We start from the raw sequence: 18,053 nt of genomic DNA, 5'->3' as shown, positions 1-18,053 counted from the left end.
TCCATGAAGATTGCCATGATCGATCCTGTCCGATCCGAGCGTAGGAAGCCGCGCCGACCGTTTAGGCCGTCGTGCGAATCCCTCGAGGATCGGACGGTGGCGTCTGCCTCGACCGTGAGCGTTGGTATCGGGGCGGCGACGCGAAGCCACGTCCCAGCCCGTCATGGTTTGCACGCCGATCAGTCGGGGCAAACGTCGGTGGGGGTTGTGGGGGGGACCGTCACGAACGGGGCGACTGGCCGGGGGATGGCCCGGGTTCGCATCCAATTGCTCGATGCCAACGGGGTCGTGATCAGGCAGACCCTGACGAACGCGCGGGGCAACTATGCGTTCAGGGTGCCGACGGCGGGCGCGTATGTGATCCGCGAGATGGTACCGGGGCGGTTCGTGCAGACGTCCCCGACCTTCAATTTCGGGACGCCCACCGGTTCGATGGCGCCGGGGTTCGGCAGCAGTTCGTGGAATTACACCACGGGCAACAGCGACCCGACGCTTGGGCCGGTCGGAGTCTATTTCTGGGACACGGTCTCGACCGGTGGTGATCGGCCGTTCCAGTCGCCGATCGACATCAACGTCCCCCCCGTCGACCTCTCACAGTTTCTCTCCATCAACTATGCGGGTGCCGTCCCCTCGCAGATCGTGAACGATGGGCATGAGCTCCAGTTGCAATTCTCGAGTTCGACGGCCGACAGCATCACGGTCGGTGGCCAGCCATTCCAACTCGCCCAGTTCCATTTCCATGATCCCAGCGAGCACCTGGTCGCCCATCAGGGATTCACGATGGAGGAGCACTTCGTGAATGTGAACGCCTCGGGCGCCATTTCGGTGGTCGCGGTCTTCCTCCAGCTCGGGGCCCATAACAACGCGTTGCAACCGATCCTCGACACGGCGACGGCCCACCTCGCGACGAGTGGGACCTCCACGCCGGGGACCAGCGCGATCAATTTCGCGGGCCTGATCCCTTCAAGCCTTCAAGGCTGGTTCTACCAGGGCTCGCTGACGACCCCGCCCCTGTCGCAGCCGGTCAACTTTTTCGTCCTCTCGACCCCGATGACGATGGATTTCCAGCAGCTCAAGCAGTACGAAGCGGTCGCCAGCGGGTCTGGATTCTTGCCAAACAACCGACCGATCCAGCCCCTGGACGGCCGACAGTTGAACCAATTCACTTACAATGTCAACTTCCAGGGGCCGACGATGGTCGGCCTGAATTTCACCAACGTCCGCCGGTTCTGAGCACTCCTGGTGCCTCGGTCGAAGTCGCCACAGAGACCCGGCTTTGAACGAAAGGCCGGGTCTCTTTTTTGAATGGATCTCGAACGCTCAGAAGGTCGGGATAACGATCTTCTCGCCCCCCTTGAGCGCCGACTCATGGGCGCAGAGGCCGACCATGGTCCAGTTAGCGGAGGTTGCCGCATCGGGCAGGGCCGGTCGTTCGCCCCGGATCGCGCTCAGCCAGGCGTGGACGAGGTGGGGATGGGAGCCGCCGTGCCCGCCCCCTTGGGTGAACGAGAGGTGCTGTTCGTCGTCGAGGCTGTAAACGCCCTTGGTGGTGAAGCGCTGGATGGGCTGCGGCAGCCGCTCGGCGAAGTCGGGGACCGGGACGCGCTTGGGGATCTCGGGCTCGGGAACTCCGAGGGTGTGGATGACGGGCTCTTCGCCTTCGACCTGTTGCCACTCGAAGGTCTTCTTGCTGCCGTAGGCGTCGAAGCTCTCGCGGTACTGCCGGGCCGTGGCGAACAGACTGCGAGTGACCTCGGCGCAGACGTCCGAGTCCTTGAACTTGAAGGTGGCGGTCTCGATCGCGAACGGGCTGTTGTACTTCGGGATCAGGTGCTCGGCGATGCGGCCGGAGCCATGGCAGACGACGTGCTCGGCGTGTTTGCCGAGGATCGCCAGGCAAGGGCTCACGCAGTGGGTGGCGTAATGCATCGGCGGGAGCCCTTCCCAGTAGCCGGGCCAGCCTTCCATATCCTGCTGGTGGCTGCCGCGGAGGAACTGGATCCGGCCGAGCTCGCCCTTGTCGTACAGGTCTTTGACGAAGAGATATTCGCGACTGTAGACGACCGTCTCCATCATCATGTAGACCTTGCCCGAGGCGCGTTGGGCCTCGACGATCGCGCGGCAGTCCTCGACGGAAGTGGCCATCGGGACGGTGCAGGCGACGTGCTTGCCGGCCTTGAGCGCGGCGAGGCTTTGCGGGGCGTGGTCCTGGATCGGCGAGTTGATGTGGACGGCGTCGATGTCGGGGTCGTTCAGGACGTCCTCGAAGCGGGTGTAACGCTTCGCGATGCTCCAGCGATCACCGCACTCGTTCAAATCTTTCTCCGAGCGCCGGCAGATCGCGGAGACCTCGGCCCCCGGGTACGCCTGATAGATCGGGATGAACTCGGCCCCGAATCCCAGGCCGATGATGGCCACCCGGATCGTGGAGTCGTTTGCCATTGGACGTCGCCCTCGGTCAGCGTGGAATTCAGATCGGGACCCTTGCGGAGTCGCGTGCAGGATAGTAGGACGGTGGGGTGAATGGCAAGCGTTCAGAAGGGATCGAGGCCGGCCCGGGCGTTGTCGGGGCGAGGAGATTTAGAGTCCGATGTCGAATGTTTCCAATCGGGGCAAGGTGCGTGTCGGGATCATCGGGGCCGGGGCCGTCAGCGACTATCATCACGTCCCGGCGATTCGCCTCGACCCTCGCGCCGAGCTGACCGGGGTCTGCGACGCCGACCCGGCTTTGGCCGAGAAGCGGCGGACGGATTGGGGGGTCGACTTCGTGACCACCGACCCCGTCGCCCTCTGCCAGTCGCCCGACGTCGATGCGGTGATCATCGCCACGCCCAACTTCACCCACAAGCCGATCTCGGTGGCCGCGGCCCAGGCGGGCAAGCACATCATGTGCGAGAAGCCGCTCGGTTTGAACGCCGGCGAAGTCCACGACATGTACGTCGCCGCGCGTGACGCGAATGTCGTCCACATGACCGCGTTCACCTACCGCTTCGCCCCCTCGATGCGATACCTCCGGCACCTGCTAAAGTCGGGCGCGCTCGGAGAGCCCAGGCACTTCCGCTCTCAGCGCTTCCTCGACTGGCCCGAGACGAGCTGGGGCTGGCGCCAGTACAAGGACAAGGCCGGCGCGGGCGACCTCTACGACATGACGATCCACCGGATCGACTTCGCCATCGATCTCATGGGCCCGATCACCCACGTCTGCGGCGCCGTGGCGCGGTTCGCCCCGCGCACCCAGACCCCTGACGGCAAGCCCTGTCCCCCCTCCGACGTCGATGATTGGTCGAGCCTGATCGGCGAGTTCGCCTCGGGCGCAACGGGCGTCTGGGAAGGGACCACGCTCGCCAAGGGGTATGGACGAAATGGCTTCGGCCACGAGTGGGCCGAGATCAACGGCTCGGAAGGCTCGGCCGTCTATCGGCTCCACGAGCCGAACGCGATCCTCCTCGGCAAGACCGGTCAAGACCTCGCCCCCGTCGAGGTCCCGGCCGAGTTCCTCAAGCCGGCGGACAGCCCGCGGGATCCGAGCCAAGGAGTTCCCGCGACCGTATTCCGTTACGACCTCGTCTGGGAGTTCATCTCGGCCATCGTGGAACGCCGACAGGCCGTCCCGAGCTTCTACGACGGACTGAACGCCCAGATCGTCGCCGACGCGGTCCTCGAATCCTACGCGAAGAAGACCTGGATCCAGACCCCGCTCGCCACTCCTTGATTACCGCTCGAACGGAACTTTAAAAGCGCGACGCGCAAGCGAATGAATCTTCCCCCATGAAATCCGAGGAAGATTCACTCGTTTGCGCTTCGAGCTTGTATTTCGGACGGACATCACACGAGCCCCGACCATTTGTGGTCAACGGGACGCGGGAGTGCGTTCCCAAAGGTTCCAGGTCGCTCCCGCCTGGAGCGACCGCCAATCCTTCTGGAGGTAGGCGGGCGTCGGGGTCTCTATCGGCAGGGCGACGTAACGGACCTTGAACCGGTCGAGGGCGGCCGGCGTGCCGGCGGCAATCGCCGCGAAGGTGCCCATGCGCCTGGCGAGCCGCACGGCCTGCAAAGACTTGTCGCGAGACCAGGGACCCCACTTGTCGGTCGCGAGGAGCGTACGCTGCTCGCTTTCGAAGGTCGCGGTGTCGCGCCCGAGGAGGAAGGCGTTCAGGGCAATGCGGTCATCCCATTCTTCGTGATCGATGTAAGGGCTGATCATCACGGTGTAGCCCGAGAGGGGGCGCTGGTTCTCGAGGATGGCGGCGAGGTCGGCGAATTTCTGATCTCCGCCGATGATCGCGTTGGGCGCGAGCCTTCCCTCTTTCGCCACGACCCGTTGCGCCCGATAGTTCGCATAGTCGGCGAGGATCTCGCGGGGCTCGAGGGTCCGCGTCGCCTCCACGCCTCGGAGCCAGAGTCCGATGGCCAGATGGACGACGACTCCGGCGACGAGCAGCACTCGCACCGCCGGCGACCACACCAGCCCTTGTGAAAGGATGTCCGCCACCACGAGGACGCCCAAAATCGAGATGACCGGGCCGAAGACGAAGATCCAGTGGAAGTTCTCGATCTGGAGCTTGCTCACGACTTGATGGTTAAGCAGGAGCAGTCCTGCCATCCCCACCGTCGCCACGGGGATCAAGTCGCGCCGGCGCCGGAGGGCCCAGACGAGCCCGAGTGCGAGGAGGGCGATCGAGGCCTTCGGAAACAGTAACTCGTGGAACCGGGGGATCTTCAGGAACTTGTCGGCGCGGAGGAGCCAGTCGACCGGGAACTCTTTGCTGAAGTTGTAAGAGGTGATGATGGCATAGAGCCCGGCCAGGACGCCGATCCAGCCGACGTGGAAGTACATCAGACGTCGGCCCGGGTCGAGGGCGATCCCCAGCACGAGGGCGAGCCCCGCCGCCGTCCAGAAGTAGAACCCGGCGAAGAAGCAGAGTCCGAACCCGAGTCCCGCGAGCACGATCCTGGCCACTGTCGGGGACTCACGGGCCCGCGTCAGCAGCCAGATTTGGAGCAATACGTAGGGGAGCGTGAGCGCGGGGTTCCCGATCCGCCAGACGGTCATGATCTGGGGATAGGTCGAGAAGAGGTCTCCCGTCTTCCCCGAGAGGACCTGGAGCGTCAACACCGCCGGCTTGATGAGGAGTTGTGTCGACAGGTTCCCGGCGTCGACCAGGAGGATCGACGTCGCCGCCAACGCGGCGAGGGGACGCTTCACGAATTGGCTGACGAGGAGATAGGTCGTCAGGCCGATGGCGAACCCGGACCAAATCCGCCAGACCAATGAGATGTCCATCGGCCCGAGGTCGAGCAGCTTGGCGACGATCACGCTCGGCAGGAGGGCGACGTCGGAATAGGGGCTCCGGCTGCCGAAAGGGACGACGGGGTCGGCGAGATGGGTGGGATGGTTGTCGTAGGCTTGAGCGCCGAGTTGGGCGTAGATGATGTTGTCATAGTCGGCGAGCCAGACGGGGACACCTAGCTTGGGCCACCAGAGCAGGTGGGGGAGGGCCGAGATGGCGATTCCGATGACGATGCTGAGGCACGCCGCGGCGAGATGGCCGCGGTACGGGACCTCCTGATCCGAGTTCGACGCCGTCGAAATCCCCGGAGGTCCTGCCGCGGTCGTGCTCAGGTTCATCGACCCAGTCCCAATCTCTGTCGGTGGTAGGCGAGGCGCTGACCGACATCCATCTTACCGAAGTCGGGTCGCCCGTCGGAGAAAATCGGGAAACCCTTCTCGATCGAGCCGTTCCGTTGCGGCTCGACGGAGGGCTTCGCGACGTTCGAGTGGCAGCCGCAGTCGTGGGCCGCGGCCGAACCGTTGCGGGCCGGTTCCTGAACCTTGGCACCGTTCGTGTGGCACTGGCAATCGAGGGCCGCGGCAGCCGGGGCCGGCGCCAGGATAGGAGAGGCAGCCTGCGGCTTCGGCGGCACGGTCACGGAGACCTTCTTCTCGCCATAGCTCATCGAGCCGACCTGGTTCGTCAGGTCTACCTCGAGTGAGCGATGTGGCCGGATCCCGAGCTTTCCGAGGACGGCGTGGTAGGCCTTCACCGCGTCGACGGGCGCGATCACCCCGTCGACGATCAGTCGGAGGAACTGCACGAAGGCAAGTTGGTTCTCCGCCCCGTTGATCTTACGGCCGAAGAGCGCGACCTTCGCCCCGTACTTCTGGGCGTCGAAGAGGAGCTGGAAGGCGTCGAGCGTCGTCCCGGCCGAGCCGCCGAGGATCCCGATCACGAGGTGCGGGTCGTAGCGGAAGAGCTCTTCCATCGCCCTCGGCCCGTGATACACCATCTTCAAGAAGACGGGCCGGCCGGCCGGGGCGACGCCCGCCAGCATCCGCGCGATCATGTCGTTGATGAATCCCGGGAGCACGTCCGGAGGGATGGCCTCGGGCATGTTCGGGTCGAACACTTCAAGGAAGTAGCGGAACCCCTTGCGCTCGGCCTCGGCGCGGAACTCGTGGAACCGCTCGAGCGTGGCTACGTCGTGCGCGAGATCGTTATTGAACGTGACGCTGTAGAGCCCGAGGTTCGCGCCGAGCACCCGTTCATCGGGGGCACAGTCGAGGTGCCCGCACTGGATGTGGTCGAGGCTGGCGGTGCGGAAGGGCCGCGAGGGGGATTCGGCGTAGTGGGCGCCCCGGGCCAGGTGGACGTCGGTCGTGTCGTTGGCGCGGACGGCCGGCGTCACGTGCGAGTTCTCGAACAGCCGCTCGTGGATCGTGAGGGCGTAGTTCGTGCTGGCCGACATGAGCATGATGTCGACGGCACCCTGGCGGGTGATTTGCCGCATCTGCTCTCGGTACTCTTCGAGCGTCTTGTTCCGGACCTCGCCCGCGTGGGATTCGGGCGAGAGTCCGGGCGCGCCGATGCCGAACGCCATGTCGGCGTCCTTGGCATCGGCGAGGATGAACTCGCGGCAGTTCGGGTTGGCGTGGATCGCGGCGAGCTTCCGGTCGAGCGACTTATCCACGATTTCCCCCGTTCGACTGGCCCGAGATCGTGACGCGGGACGAGCCGTAGTTGCCGTTGCCTCCCGAGCTCATCGTGACTCGGACCGGCTTCGAAGACCCCGAGGTGGACCCGTTCGAGCCGGTCGAGGGCTTGGGCGAGGACTTCGCGGCGTTCGGGTTCGTCTTCAGGACTTGGTCGATCGTCTCGCGGAGGACCTGGGCTGAATGCTGGAGGGCGGAGACTTCTTTCGGCCAGAGCTCGATCTCGAGCTGCGCCTCGACCCCCTTGCGGCCGACGACCGTGGGGACCGAGATGCAGACGTCTCGCATGCCGTACTGGCCGGAGACGAGCGACGAGACCGGGAGGATCCGCTTCTGGTCGAGCGCGACGGCGTGGATCACGTCGCGGATCGACATCCCGACCGCGAAGCCGGCCCCGCCCTTGAGCTTGATGACCTCGGCGCCACTGCCTTTGGTCCGCTTGAAGAGGGCTTCGGCGGTCCCCGAGTCCCAGCCGGGGAACTTCTCGAGCGGCAGGCCGGCGGCCTGGGCGGCCGACCAGATCGGGACCATGCTATCACCGTGCTCGCCGAGGATGGTCGCGGTGACCTGCGTCGGCGGCAGCTTGAGGGCCTCGGCGATCAGGCTCCGGAACCGCGCCGAGTCGAGCTGGGTGCCGAGGCCGATGACCTGGTTCGAGGGGAGTCCGAGCTGGGCGGTCGCCAGGTAGGTCAGCACGTCGACCGGGTTCGAGACGACCAGGACGATCGCGTCTTTCTTCGGACCGGCGGCCTTGACCTGGCCGAGGATGCTGAGGAAGAGCTCGACGTTGCGGTTGATCAAGTCGAGGCGGCTCTCATCCGGCTTCCTCCGCAACCCGGCGGTCACCGTGATGACGTCGCTCTCGGGGATCGCCTCGTAACCGGTCGCCCGGATTCGCTGGTCCGCCACGAGCGAGGCGCCGTGGAGGAGATCGAGTGCCTGGCCTCGGCAGAGGTCGGCGTTCAGGTCGATGAGGTCGATCTGGCTGACCACACCGCCGCACTGCAACGCGAAGGCTGCGCACGAGCCGACCAGGCCGCCGCCGCCGATGATGCTGACTTTCATCTGTTGCCTCCTCGTCCCCTTCGCGGGGGACGACCTTGCTTGCGAGCGGTGGTTTCAGGACCGGCTGACGCTTCCCATCGCCTGGACGACCTGGTCGGTGATCAACTTGACGAGCGACTCCATGTCCGCGCCACCCTTCGACGCGGAGCCGTTCGAGGACGGTGCCGGCGCCGGGGTCGCGGCCTGCTGGAGCTTGGCCGGGATGAACGCCTGGTGTTCGGGCTTGAACTCGGTGTAGCCCTCGCGGAACAGGCTATTGCCGCAGAGGTCGCAGTTCTCGAGCCCCTTCTCGAGCCGGACGTCGCGGATCCCGAGGTTCGGCTTGATCTTCAGCAGCTCGGCGGCCTTCTCGTCGCTGTAATAGTTCACTCGGCCAAGCTGCTTGGTGAGGATCAGGATCCGGCAGTAGGCGTCGATGATCTCGGTCTTGAAGTAGGCGTCCATCAAGTCGCTGCCGGCGGTGATCGTGCCGTGGTTCGCCAGCAGGATGACGTCGGTGTCCTTGACGTAAGGGATCACCGTGTCGGCGAACGCCTGGGTGCCCGGCGTTTCGTACGGGGTGATCGCGACCTCGCCGAGGAAGACCTCGAACTCCGGCATCGTGCACTTCGGGATCGGCTCGTGGGCGACGGCGAAGGCGGTGGCGTGGGGCGGGTGGCAGTGGACGCACGACTTCACGTCCGGGCGGGTCTTCATGATCGAGAGGTGCAAGAGGATCTCGCTCGACCGCTTGCGCTTCCCCGCGACCTGCTTTCCGTCCATGTCGACGATGCAGAGGTCGTCGGGCTTCATGAAGCCCTTCGAGACCCGCGTCGGCGTGCAGAGCACGCGGTCGTCGCTGAGCCGGTAGCTGATGTTACCGTCGTTGGCGGCGGCGAAGCCCTTGGCATAAACGCGCCGGCCAATTTCACACATCTCCTCGCGGAGTTTCCATTCGCTCGTCATCGAACCGTTGCCGACCATCATCGTTCTCTCCGATCAAGAGGCCGCCCCGGTCCGCTCACAGCGACAGTCGATCCAGGAGGCAGGCGCAGTAAGCATCCACAGGCGTTTTGACTTTTCCGAACGGGTTGGCCGCCTCGCGGCCCTCGCTGAGTCCGATCAAGGCACCCGGGCTGGCCCCGAGGTCGTCATACGCGATGACCTCCTCGCCGCGCCCGGGGGAATCTTCGAGCAGGGCTTCCAACGGCATCGGGAGGGCGATGACGAACCGGGCGGCGCGGAGGCTCGGGTGGATCCTCGACAGCGTCACTCGGCCAATCACCTCGGCGATTCGCATCTCCGCCCCTCCCTTCCCTCGATCACCACGTCGGGAAGCCCAACAGATTCGGTTGTCCCTGGAGCCGGACCGGCGTGATCGTCGGGGGTTGCATCGAGCGAAGGACGCGCTCGACGAACCGATCCTCGTCCGACGGCCCGGGCCGCACATCCGACAATTCTTCGGGGAGCTCGGGGGCCCCGGCTTGCCGGAACGCCAGGCCCATGTGTTTCAGCAAGGCGATCGACTTCCCGGCGGGTTCGACCACGAGCAGATTCGTCCCGAGTCTTCGGACGCCTCGCGTGACGGACTCGACGTCGACGGCCGTCGCGGCACGGATCTCCGGGATCTGGCACGCCTTCCAGACGGCGACCGAAGCTTCCTCGGTCACGAGCATCGCGCCTCGGTCGGTCGCTTCGGCCACCCATCGGGCCGCGGCGTCAACCGAAGGGTCGAGCTCAACCCAGGGGCGGACGTCGTCGAGGAGGCCCCTGCGGATCGCCGAGACCAGGCCCGACTCGAGCCCGATCGCGAATCCCCACTCCCCTTCCCGGCGAACCGAGGCGATTTCGTGCCTCGAGACGATTCGCACCGCGATGCCTCGCCGCTTCAACAAATCCCGGGCGAGGGGGGTGATCACGGTCCCGGGCGTGACCCGGACCTCTCGAGCCCGATCGGACAAGGCTTCCGCGTGCCGAAGTGCGAGGAGTCGCCCCGCGAAGACGTCGGCGTACCGATCGGCGCGGGCCGGGGCCGCTTGGGCCTTCGGCTTCGGCCGCTCCGCACGATCCAGCAGGACCGACCTCACGGCCGCCTGGACTTCTTCGAGACTCGGCTGACTCATCGGTCGGGCAGCCCCATCACGCTCCAACGCCCGGGCGTATTACGCCCGAGCTGTTCTTGCAAGGTCATCCCGTCGTTCGTTAGCAGGACCATGTCACCTCGCCCCGCCCCCATCCGGTCGAACGCCAGGACCGGCTCGCCGTCGGGCTGCCCCGAGCGACCCTCCAACTGCACGACGAGCAACCGTTCCCCTTGAAAGGACGGATGCTTGACCGTTGCCGTCGCCGTCCCGATCACACGGCCGAGTTGCATTGGGTCGATTCCCGGAGGGGAGAGTTCGCCACGAAGGCACAAAGGACACAAAGAAATGCAAATCAAAAAGTTTTCGAATAATTTCCTTTGTCGTCTTTGTGTCCTTTGTGGTGGGTCCGCCGCTTAGACAAACCGCATGCTTCCAACGACAGCCGTCCGGCGTTGCCGGCAGAACGTCAGCGGCGTCGTGACGCCTTCGCCGGTCGGGCCGGCGATGGAGAAGGAGAGGACGCCTTCGCCGCCGAGGCCGAGGCCGGCGGGGCTGGGGCCGTTGATAACGAACACCGTGCAGTCCATCAGCTTGCCCATCTTCGACATCACCGAGGTGTCGCGCGAGTGCAGGATCGCCGTGTGGCCGTAGCCGTGCTCGGTCTCTTTCGCCAGGGCGATCGCGCGGTCGACGTTCGATACCCGGACGAACGGAATGAAGGGCATCATCTGTTCGTGCTCGACGAACGGGTGCTCGACCCCGGTCTCGCCGTAGACGATCTGGGTCCCGGCAGGGACGTCGACGCCGGCGAACTTGCCGAGCACGACCGGATCCTGGCCGACCAGGTCTTTGTTGACGTGCAAGGCCCCGTCGCTGCCCGGCTTGAACGCGACTTTGGTGAGCGCGTCGATCTGGGCCGAGTTGAGCCGGAACCCGCCGTGCCTCGAGACGGCCTCCATCAGCTTGTCGTAGATCTCGGCGACGGCGAAAACCTGCTTTTCGCCGATGCAGAGCAGGTTGTTATCGAACGCCGCGCCCGCGACGATCGAGCGAGCGGCGTTCTCGAGGCAGGCCGTCGCGTCGACGACGACCGGCGGATTCCCCGGTCCCGCCACGATCGCCCGGCGCTTGCTCGCCAGGGCCGCCCTCGCGACCGCCGGGCCGCCGGTCACCACGAGGAGCCGGACCCCCTTGTGGTCGAACAGGGCCGCGGCCGACTCGAGGGTCGGCGGGTCGATGATCGTCAGCAGGTCGTCGAGGCCGATCGCCTCGCGGATCGCCCTGTTGAAGCGGCGGACCCCTTCGGCGGCGATCTTCGCCCCCGACGGGTGGGCATTGAAGACGACCGTGTTGCCCGACGCGAGCATGTTGATCGCGTTACCCGCCAGGGTCGGCAGGCTGTGCGTGACCGGCGTGATGGCGCCGATGACGCCGAACGGGGAGAAGTCGGTCAGGGTCAGGCCGTCGTCACCCGAGAAGTTCTCGGTGCGGATGTACTCGACCCCGGGGGCCTTGGGGATGGCGTCGCGGAGCTTGGCGATCTTGTGGTCGAGCCGGCCGATCTTCGTCTCTTCGAGCTCGAGCTTGCCGAGTTCCTCGGCCTGCTCGACGCAGATCTTGCGGATGCAGTCGACCGCCTTCTTGCGGTCGCCGAACGGCCGGGTCTTGAAGAGATCAAAGGCGGCGTTGGCGGCGTTGACGGCGGCATCGGCGGTCGGGTAGACGCCGAGCTGGCCGGAGGGTTTGGCCGGGGCCTTGCCATTCGTCGGCGCAACCTCGCCCCCCATCTGCGAGAGGACCTGCTGGACCAGGTTGCGGATCAGATCTTCGGTCATTTCCATGTCAGGCACTCGTAAAGGGCGTGGACGTCACGCCGGTCCGGTGGGGCGAGTCGAGGACGCGAGCCGCGAGGCTTCAGTCCGGTTCAGGACGGCTCGCGACTCGAGAAGATCGTTTGGCCGCCGACGTCGACCGTGTCGACCAGCCCGATGACGACCGCGTCGATCGGCAGCTTTTCGGTCTCGGGGGTGAGCCTGGCGCTCGACCCCTGGCAGATGAGGACCATCTCGTCGAGCCCGGCCCCTAGCGTGTCGACCACCACGAACGTCCTCCCGGTCGGGACCAGGCGGTCCTTCGCCTTCTCGTCGACCCGGTAGGGCTCGACGGTCAGGAGCTTGTGCCCGGTCATCGACGCCACTTTCTGGGTGGCCACCACACTGCCGGTCACTCGGGCGACGAACATGGTCGGAGGGACTCCCTGGGGACTCGGACGCGGACGTCGGTAATCGTCGGCAAGTACGAGCGGCGATCACGCCCCGGAGAGAAGCTCTTTCGCCTGTCGGGCGACGACGATCTCTTCGTTGGTCGGGACCGTCCACACCTGGACGCGCGAGCCCGGGGCGGAGACCTTGCGTTCGGCGTCGCCCGAGGCATTTGCGGTCGGGTCGAGCTCGATGCCGAACCAGCCCAGGTCTCGGCAGACGCCCGAGCGGATCTTGACCGAGTTCTCGCCGATCCCGCCGGTGAAGACGATCGCGTCGGCCCCGCCGAGCTCGACGAGGTAGGCGCCGAGGTAGTGCCGGACCGAGGCGATGTAGACGTCGAGGGCCAGGGTAGCCTTCTCGTCGCCGGCCGCCGAGGCCGCCTCGATGTCCCTCAAGTCCCTCCCGGCGCCGCTGACCCCTTCGAGGCCCGACTTGTTGGCAAGGATGTCGAGGATCTGGTCGAGCGAGTGCCCGGTCTCGCGGATCAGGGCCGGCAGGGCGAACAGGTCGAAGTCGCCCACGCGGTTGTTCTGCGGCAGTCCGGACTGGGGGCTCATGCCCATCGAGGTCGCCGCCGACTGGCCGTTGCGAATGGCGCAGACGGAGGAGCTGCCGCCGAGGTGGCAGGAGATCAGCTTGAGGTCGTTACGACCCAGGAGCTCGGCCATCCGGCCGGAGATGTACCGATGGCTCGCCCCGTGGAAGCCCCAGCGGCGGACGCCGAGGGTGGTCGCCCACTCTTCGGGGATCGCATAGCGCTGGTTGCACTCGGGGATCGTGCGGTGGAAGCCGGTCTCGAAGGCGGCGACGAGCGGGAGGTTCGGGAATCGCTCCCCGAGCATCCGCATCGCTTTGATGTAGGGTGGATTGTGCGCGGGGGTGACGTCGGCGAACGCTTCCATCGCCTCGAGGACGCGTTCGTCGACCCGCTGCACGCCGGTCAGGTTGCGGGCGTGGACCGCCTTGAACCCGATCGCCGCGACGTCGGAGGCCCGCTCCAAGACCCCGTTCTTGGGGTCGACCAGTTGGTCGAGGCAGATCTGCAAGGCGTCGCCATGGTCGGCGATCGGGCGGACCGACTCGAGGTCGCCGTGGTCGGAGCGGATCACGACCTTGGCGTTGTCTGAGCCGATCCGCTCGACGGACCCGCGGGCCAGCAGTTGCTCCGACCCGTCGCCGAGGTCGTAGAGGCGATACTTGAAGCTGGTGCTGCCGAGATTCGCGACGAGGATTTTCAACGTGCCGAACCTCCGCCGAACGCCTCGAGGACGCGGGCGCCCGGCCTGGGGATGACGTGGGCGGCCTTCAGTTCGCCGATCCGGCTCGCCGCCTCGGCGCCCGCCTCGACGGCGGCGCGGACGCTACTGACGTCGCCCCGGATCAAGACGCTGACAATCCCGCCGTCGAGCTTGATGACGGAGCTGGCGAGCTCGACGTTCGCCGCCTTGAGCATCGCGTCGACCGCATTGATCAGGCCGACGAGACCTTGGGTCTCGATCAGTCCAAGTGCAGAGCCATTCATGTGTGCTGCCTTTTCGATGGAAGACTCGTCCCGGGCCTCGGCGCGAGCAGGGCCCGCCCGGCTGGATTTGCCGGGCTCGCCGGGGATGGGGGACGAGCGCGTCCCCCTCGCCTTAGCCGATGTAGGTCCGCAGGACGGCCTCGTCGGGCCTGGGGATGACGTGGGCGCTGACCAGCTCGCCGACGCGGCTGGCGGCCTCGGCACCGGCTTCGACGGCGGCGCGGACGCTGCCGACGTCGCCGCGGACCAGCGTCGTGATGAACGCGGCACCGATGCCGACGCGACCGACGAGGGTCACGTTCGCGGCCTTCAGCATCGCGTCCGTCGCCTCGATCACGCCGACCAGGCCCTTGGTCTCGACCAGGCCGAGGGCGTCACCATTGAACCCTCGGCCGTTCGACGCGGCCTGGGGGGCACTCTTCTGGATCGTGGCCATGGGGTTCAGGCTCCCTCGTTCTTGGAGGACTTGGCGGGGGCGGGGGGCGCGGCCTTGGTGAAGGTGAGGATCCCGGCGAGGTCCTCGTGCGGACGCGGGATGACCTGGACGCTCACAACCTCGCCGATCCGGCTCGCCGCCGCCGCACCCGCGTCGACCGCCGCCTTGACCGCCGCGACGTCGCCCGCCACGAAGGCCGTGACCAGGCCGCTGCCGATCTTGTCCCAGCCGACCAGCTCAACGTTGGCCGCCTTCAACATCGCGTCGCTGGCTTCGACGAGCGCGACGAACCCCTTGCATTCGATCATGCCTAGTGCTTCAAGCGTCGATGAGGCCATCGCGGCCCTCCTTCGGTCATTCGGGTCGGATCAGGTCGTTCGTTGGGGGATGACTCGCACGGTTGCGCAGACGGTTATCGATGATTCGTACGGGACGGATCAGGGACGCACCAAGGTGACCTTGGTGGCCTTCGCCAGGTCGCAGCAGTTCGCCTCGTCGGTGTCGATGTGGACCTCGAGCTTCCAGTCGGGGTGGGTCCGCACCAGGAGCCCCTCGAGCGTGGTCGGGCAGGTCCCCTCGATCCGCATGTTCAGCCGGTCGAGGTGCTTGACGCCGTAGTACTCGGCGTCCTTCGGCCCCATGTGGACGTGTCGCTCGGCACGGATGACCCCCTTGGGCATGACCAGGCTCCCCTTGGGCCCGATGAGCAGGCACCCGGGAGTCCCCTCGATGTCGCCCGAGAGTCGGACGGGGATGTCGATCCCCAGGCTGATCGCGTCGGTGAACGAGAGCTCGACCTGGCTGAACGTTCGGCAGGGCCCGAGGATCCGGACGCCGGGGATCATCCTCTGGCGAGGCCCCACGACCGCGACCGTCTCGTTGGCCGCGAAGTCGGTGGCCTGGTAGAGCGACTTCATCGCCGTGAGCTGGTAGCCCTGGCCGAACAGGACGTCGACGTCCGCCTGGGTCAAGTGGCAGTGACGCGCCGAGATGTTCGCCACGAGGTTTGGCCGATAGGTATCGGCCTTCGCCTGGCCGTTGGCCGGGGCGCCCCCCAACTGCTTCTGGAGGATCGAGCGGACCAGGTGCTCGATTTGGTCACGCGATGCGACGAGGCTGCTCATGCGTCTGTCCTCGACCCGTCGAGGCGGGCCGCCCCATTTGTCCGGCCTTCGGCCGATTCCGCGCCCAAGTGAGCCAGGTGGATGGATACGCCGTGCGAGTCGAGCAGGTTGCGGTAGTCGGACGGCAGGCCCGGGTCCGAGACGACGTGGTGGATCTCGTCCAGGCCGCAGAGCCTCGACAACGCCAGACGCCCGAACTTCGAGTGGTCGGCGACGATCACCACCTCCTGGCCGCACGACATCATCTGCCGCTCCGTCTCCACCAGGAGGAGGTTCTCGTTATAAATTCCCTCGGTCATGATCCCCCCCGCGCCCAGGATCGACTTCCGCACGCGGATCCCCTGCATCGTCGCGATGGCCAGGGGACCGAGGGCGACCCCGGTCCTCGGGTAGAGATATCCACCGATCATGATCAAATCAATCGATGCGCTCGACGCCAGGAGCTGTGCGATCGGGAGGCTATTCGTCACCACCTGCAGCGGCCTGCCGATCAGGGCCCGGGCCACCTCCAGGGTCGTCGTCCCGCCGTCGAGCAGTACCGTGTCGCCGTCCTCGAGGAGCGAGGCCGCCGCCCGCCCGATCGCCTGCTTCTCCACGGTCGCGGTCGTCGCCCGTTCCTCGAACGGCGGAACGGGTCGGACCTCGCCGAGGAAGACCGCCCCGCCGTGGGTCCGCTTGACGGCCCTCGACATGTCCAACGCCTCGAGGTCGCGGCGAACGGTACTCTCCGAGGCTCCCGAAGACCTCACCAGCTCCTCAAGGGTCGCGAACCCTTGCCGGGTGATCAAATCCAGGAGCAGTCGACGCCGTGTTTCCGCGAGCATGAAATCCTGCCGGAGGGAACCGAGCACGACCTTACGATAATAGTCTTCAACCTCAATCACGATTTGTCAAGAACCTTCAAGGCGATTGGCCGCTTTTGGAGGTTTTTGACGGATTCGCGGCTCGAGGCGGCGAACGATTGTCGTGAGGCTTAAAATGAGGAAAGAAGGCGGAGGAAACCGAATATGCCCGAGTTGCCCGAAGTCGAGACGATGGTTCGTGGGTTGCGGCCGGCCCTCGAAGGTCGAGCCTTGCGCGACTTGAAGGTCATCGACCCGTTCCTGTTACAAGGCTGCACGACGAATGAGATCGAGTCCCGGAGCCGAGGCGCGAACGTCGCGCGAGTCGAGCGTCGGGGCAAGTGGGTCGTCATCATCTTCGGCGGAGACCGTGGATTGATCGTCATCCAGCCCCGAATGACTGGAGGGTTTTGGCTCGTCACTCCCGAACGCCCGGACCACGTGCGCATGACGCTCCATCCGGACGGATCAAGGGAGACGGTCTGGTTTTGCGACAACCGTCGCCTGGGGAAAATCGCCTGGTTCGCCAGCCCCGAACTCGCCCAGGAGGCATTCGACCGTTCCCACGGGCCCGATGCGCTCGAGATCCTTCGAGACGACCTCGCCGCACGCCTTTCGAGGACCACGCGGGGCATCAAGCCGACCCTGATGGATCAGAAGGTCCTCGCCGGGATCGGTAACATCTATGCGGACGAAGTGCTCTTCCGCTCGCGAATCCACCCGACCCGGCCGGCCGACTCATTGAAGGCGGACGAACTCGGCCGGCTACATGCGGCGATCGGCGAAGTCCTGGCGGAGGCGATCGCCGCCGAGGGCTCGAGCTTCGACGCCGGTTACCGCACGGTCCTAGGGCTTGAAGGGGGCTTCCTCGCCAAGAACGCCATGTACGGTCGAGGGGGACAACCTTGCCCCTCCTGCGGCTCCCCGATCGAGAAGACTCGGATCGCCGGCCTCGCGGGCCGCCCGACCCACTTCTGCCCCGCCTGCCAGCCGCTCAAACCCTCCCAACGAGGCCGGGAGAGACCCGATAAAATAAAAAGTTGACATGATATAGCATGAAATAGAGCGAATGTCGTTTTCGTTGAGGGTTTTGGGGGGCTCGACGGGATGTAGGGATTTTGAACGAGCTTAGACCACGGTTGCTGGAAGCAAGCCCGGCCCTGTCCCTTCGAGTTCTGGCCCAGTTTGGTCCCCGGACGCGACCTGTATGTCGGGTCTACCGGCTGCCCGGAAATCAATCGGCTCATGAAGACACTTCATTGAAACGATACTTTTTTCAGGAAAGGCCTGGCCCGTATGGCACATAACCTGGAACGATTGTGACGCCGTGTCTGGGGATTGGACACCGGACGTTTGTCAATAAGATATTTGCATTGGTGTGTTTGTGGTGCTGTGACCGCGCATCTGCCCAGCAAGGGCCCGTCGGCCCGGTCGAGGACCCAGCGCCGGCCTTCTAGACGCTCCGGGATGTAGAATAGCCTCCCGCGAAGCCCGAGTCGAAAAGGATCGCACCCACGAATCCCTACGAAGGCGACCTCTCCACCCGGGCTCGCATGTCGGGCGACTATAGCGGATCACACACGCGTTGCGCACGTCGGAGGAAAACGGGGACTGGCTCCCGGCAGGATCAGGCTGGGGTTTTCGCGAATGAACATGGAGGCCGGGTGCCTGTCCCCATTTTCCGGGCCGTCGCCGTCCGCTGCGGCGGAAACGGGGACAGGCACCTGCGCTTCGCTGCGGAGCCAG

Annotated in this window: 18 protein-coding genes and 1 pseudogene; 3 read left to right on the top strand and 16 right to left on the bottom strand. The window is 65.8% G+C overall.

Features of this window, described 5'->3' with window-relative positions; all coding sequences use genetic code 11:
• Positions 1 to 96 precede the first annotated feature (96 nt).
• Positions 97 to 1,233, top strand: coding sequence for a carbonic anhydrase family protein (locus tag ACYOEI_RS00095; protein ID WP_462847202.1), 1,137 nt, complete (start codon positions 97 to 99; stop codon positions 1,231 to 1,233).
• Between the two features lie 87 nt (positions 1,234 to 1,320).
• Here the strand turns inward: ACYOEI_RS00095 and ACYOEI_RS00090 are convergent, their stop codons facing one another.
• A complete protein-coding gene (locus ACYOEI_RS00090) occupies positions 1,321 to 2,442 on the bottom strand; it encodes a Gfo/Idh/MocA family protein (RefSeq protein ID WP_462847201.1) in 1,122 nt (373 codons plus the stop codon).
• Between the two features lie 148 nt (positions 2,443 to 2,590).
• On the opposite strand from ACYOEI_RS00090, the gene ACYOEI_RS00085 reads away from it, so the two are divergent.
• On the top strand, positions 2,591 to 3,712 hold the full coding sequence (locus tag ACYOEI_RS00085) for a Gfo/Idh/MocA family protein (protein WP_462847200.1): 1,122 nt from the start codon (positions 2,591 to 2,593) through the stop codon (positions 3,710 to 3,712).
• Positions 3,713 to 3,850: 138 nt separating this feature from the next.
• Here ACYOEI_RS00085 and ACYOEI_RS00080 read toward each other — a convergent pair whose 3' ends face one another.
• The 15 genes and pseudogenes from ACYOEI_RS00080 to ACYOEI_RS00010 form a co-directional block, all read right to left on the bottom strand.
• On the bottom strand, positions 3,851 to 5,629 hold the full coding sequence (locus ACYOEI_RS00080) for a hypothetical protein (RefSeq protein WP_462847199.1): 1,779 nt from the start codon (positions 5,627 to 5,629) through the stop codon (positions 3,851 to 3,853).
• On the bottom strand, positions 5,626 to 6,969 hold the full coding sequence (locus tag ACYOEI_RS00075) for a hypothetical protein (RefSeq protein WP_462847198.1): 1,344 nt from the start codon (positions 6,967 to 6,969) through the stop codon (positions 5,626 to 5,628). The genes ACYOEI_RS00080 and ACYOEI_RS00075 overlap by 4 nt, the downstream gene beginning before the upstream one ends.
• Positions 6,970 to 7,135: 166 nt before the next feature.
• Positions 7,136 to 8,056 (bottom strand): annotated as a pseudogene (locus tag ACYOEI_RS00070) (lactate/malate dehydrogenase family protein); the annotation flags it as partial.
• 54 nt (positions 8,057 to 8,110) lie between these two features.
• Positions 8,111 to 9,022 (bottom strand): class II aldolase/adducin family protein, encoded by a 912-nt coding sequence (locus ACYOEI_RS00065; protein WP_462847197.1) that lies wholly within the window; start codon positions 9,020 to 9,022, stop codon positions 8,111 to 8,113.
• Between the two features lie 34 nt (positions 9,023 to 9,056).
• Positions 9,057 to 9,335, bottom strand: a complete 279-nt coding sequence (locus tag ACYOEI_RS00060; RefSeq protein ID WP_462847196.1) for a EutN/CcmL family microcompartment protein — start codon at positions 9,333 to 9,335, stop codon at positions 9,057 to 9,059.
• A gap of 22 nt (positions 9,336 to 9,357) precedes the next feature.
• On the bottom strand, positions 9,358 to 10,158 hold the full coding sequence (locus tag ACYOEI_RS00055) for a hypothetical protein (protein ID WP_462847195.1): 801 nt from the start codon (positions 10,156 to 10,158) through the stop codon (positions 9,358 to 9,360).
• A complete protein-coding gene (locus tag ACYOEI_RS00050; protein WP_462847194.1) occupies positions 10,155 to 10,409 on the bottom strand; it encodes a EutN/CcmL family microcompartment protein in 255 nt (84 codons plus the stop codon). Before ACYOEI_RS00050 ends, ACYOEI_RS00055 begins: the two co-directional genes overlap by 4 nt.
• A gap of 123 nt (positions 10,410 to 10,532) precedes the next feature.
• Positions 10,533 to 11,960 carry an aldehyde dehydrogenase gene (locus ACYOEI_RS00045; protein ID WP_462847193.1) on the bottom strand — a complete coding sequence of 476 codons (1,428 nt, stop codon included), beginning with the start codon at positions 11,958 to 11,960 and terminating at the stop codon, positions 10,533 to 10,535.
• A gap of 83 nt (positions 11,961 to 12,043) precedes the next feature.
• Positions 12,044 to 12,361 (bottom strand): EutN/CcmL family microcompartment protein, encoded by a 318-nt coding sequence (locus ACYOEI_RS00040; RefSeq protein WP_462847192.1) that lies wholly within the window; start codon positions 12,359 to 12,361, stop codon positions 12,044 to 12,046.
• A gap of 66 nt (positions 12,362 to 12,427) precedes the next feature.
• Positions 12,428 to 13,621, bottom strand: a complete 1,194-nt coding sequence (locus ACYOEI_RS00035; protein WP_462847191.1) for an acetate/propionate family kinase — start codon at positions 13,619 to 13,621, stop codon at positions 12,428 to 12,430.
• Positions 13,618 to 13,905 carry a BMC domain-containing protein gene (locus ACYOEI_RS00030; protein WP_462847190.1) on the bottom strand — a complete coding sequence of 96 codons (288 nt, stop codon included), beginning with the start codon at positions 13,903 to 13,905 and terminating at the stop codon, positions 13,618 to 13,620. The genes ACYOEI_RS00035 and ACYOEI_RS00030 overlap by 4 nt, the downstream gene beginning before the upstream one ends.
• Positions 13,906 to 14,017: 112 nt before the next feature.
• Complete coding sequence (locus ACYOEI_RS00025) at positions 14,018 to 14,341, bottom strand: BMC domain-containing protein (protein WP_462847189.1); 324 nt, start codon at positions 14,339 to 14,341, stop codon at positions 14,018 to 14,020.
• Between the two features lie 5 nt (positions 14,342 to 14,346).
• On the bottom strand, positions 14,347 to 14,679 hold the full coding sequence (locus ACYOEI_RS00020; protein WP_462847188.1) for a BMC domain-containing protein: 333 nt from the start codon (positions 14,677 to 14,679) through the stop codon (positions 14,347 to 14,349).
• Between the two features lie 99 nt (positions 14,680 to 14,778).
• A complete protein-coding gene (locus tag ACYOEI_RS00015) occupies positions 14,779 to 15,465 on the bottom strand; it encodes a PduL/EutD family phosphate acyltransferase (protein WP_462847187.1) in 687 nt (228 codons plus the stop codon).
• Positions 15,462 to 16,349 carry a DeoR/GlpR family DNA-binding transcription regulator gene (locus ACYOEI_RS00010; RefSeq protein WP_462847186.1) on the bottom strand — a complete coding sequence of 296 codons (888 nt, stop codon included), beginning with the start codon at positions 16,347 to 16,349 and terminating at the stop codon, positions 15,462 to 15,464. Before ACYOEI_RS00010 ends, ACYOEI_RS00015 begins: the two co-directional genes overlap by 4 nt.
• Positions 16,350 to 16,472: 123 nt before the next feature.
• Between ACYOEI_RS00010 and mutM the strand changes: the two genes are divergently transcribed.
• Positions 16,473 to 17,351, top strand: a complete 879-nt coding sequence (gene mutM / locus ACYOEI_RS00005) for a DNA-formamidopyrimidine glycosylase (RefSeq protein ID WP_462847185.1) — start codon at positions 16,473 to 16,475, stop codon at positions 17,349 to 17,351.
• Positions 17,352 to 18,053 lie beyond the last annotated feature (702 nt).

It is taken from the genome of Singulisphaera rosea, assembly GCF_054877945.1.
Note: the sequence above shows the minus strand (reverse complement) of the source record. Positions and strands in the feature narration are given on the sequence as shown.

Coding starts and splice junctions, on each gene's coding strand:
- ACYOEI_RS00045 (WP_462847193.1), bottom strand. CDS start 11,960: ATGGAAATGACCGAAGATCTGATCCGCAACCTGGTCCAGCAGGTCCTC.
- ACYOEI_RS00080 (WP_462847199.1), bottom strand. CDS start 5,629: ATGAACCTGAGCACGACCGCGGCAGGACCTCCGGGGATTTCGACGGCG.
- ACYOEI_RS00060 (WP_462847196.1), bottom strand. CDS start 9,335: ATGCGAATCGCCGAGGTGATTGGCCGAGTGACGCTGTCGAGGATCCAC.
- ACYOEI_RS00090 (WP_462847201.1), bottom strand. CDS start 2,442: ATGGCAAACGACTCCACGATCCGGGTGGCCATCATCGGCCTGGGATTC.
- ACYOEI_RS00020 (WP_462847188.1), bottom strand. CDS start 14,679: ATGGCCTCATCGACGCTTGAAGCACTAGGCATGATCGAATGCAAGGGG.
- ACYOEI_RS00025 (WP_462847189.1), bottom strand. CDS start 14,341: ATGGCCACGATCCAGAAGAGTGCCCCCCAGGCCGCGTCGAACGGCCGA.
- mutM (WP_462847185.1), top strand. CDS start 16,473: ATGCCCGAGTTGCCCGAAGTCGAGACGATGGTTCGTGGGTTGCGGCCG.
- ACYOEI_RS00065 (WP_462847197.1), bottom strand. CDS start 9,022: ATGATGGTCGGCAACGGTTCGATGACGAGCGAATGGAAACTCCGCGAG.
- ACYOEI_RS00055 (WP_462847195.1), bottom strand. CDS start 10,158: ATGAGTCAGCCGAGTCTCGAAGAAGTCCAGGCGGCCGTGAGGTCGGTC.
- ACYOEI_RS00085 (WP_462847200.1), top strand. CDS start 2,591: ATGTCGAATGTTTCCAATCGGGGCAAGGTGCGTGTCGGGATCATCGGG.
- ACYOEI_RS00015 (WP_462847187.1), bottom strand. CDS start 15,465: ATGAGCAGCCTCGTCGCATCGCGTGACCAAATCGAGCACCTGGTCCGC.
- ACYOEI_RS00040 (WP_462847192.1), bottom strand. CDS start 12,361: ATGTTCGTCGCCCGAGTGACCGGCAGTGTGGTGGCCACCCAGAAAGTG.
- ACYOEI_RS00050 (WP_462847194.1), bottom strand. CDS start 10,409: ATGCAACTCGGCCGTGTGATCGGGACGGCGACGGCAACGGTCAAGCAT.
- ACYOEI_RS00030 (WP_462847190.1), bottom strand. CDS start 13,905: ATGAATGGCTCTGCACTTGGACTGATCGAGACCCAAGGTCTCGTCGGC.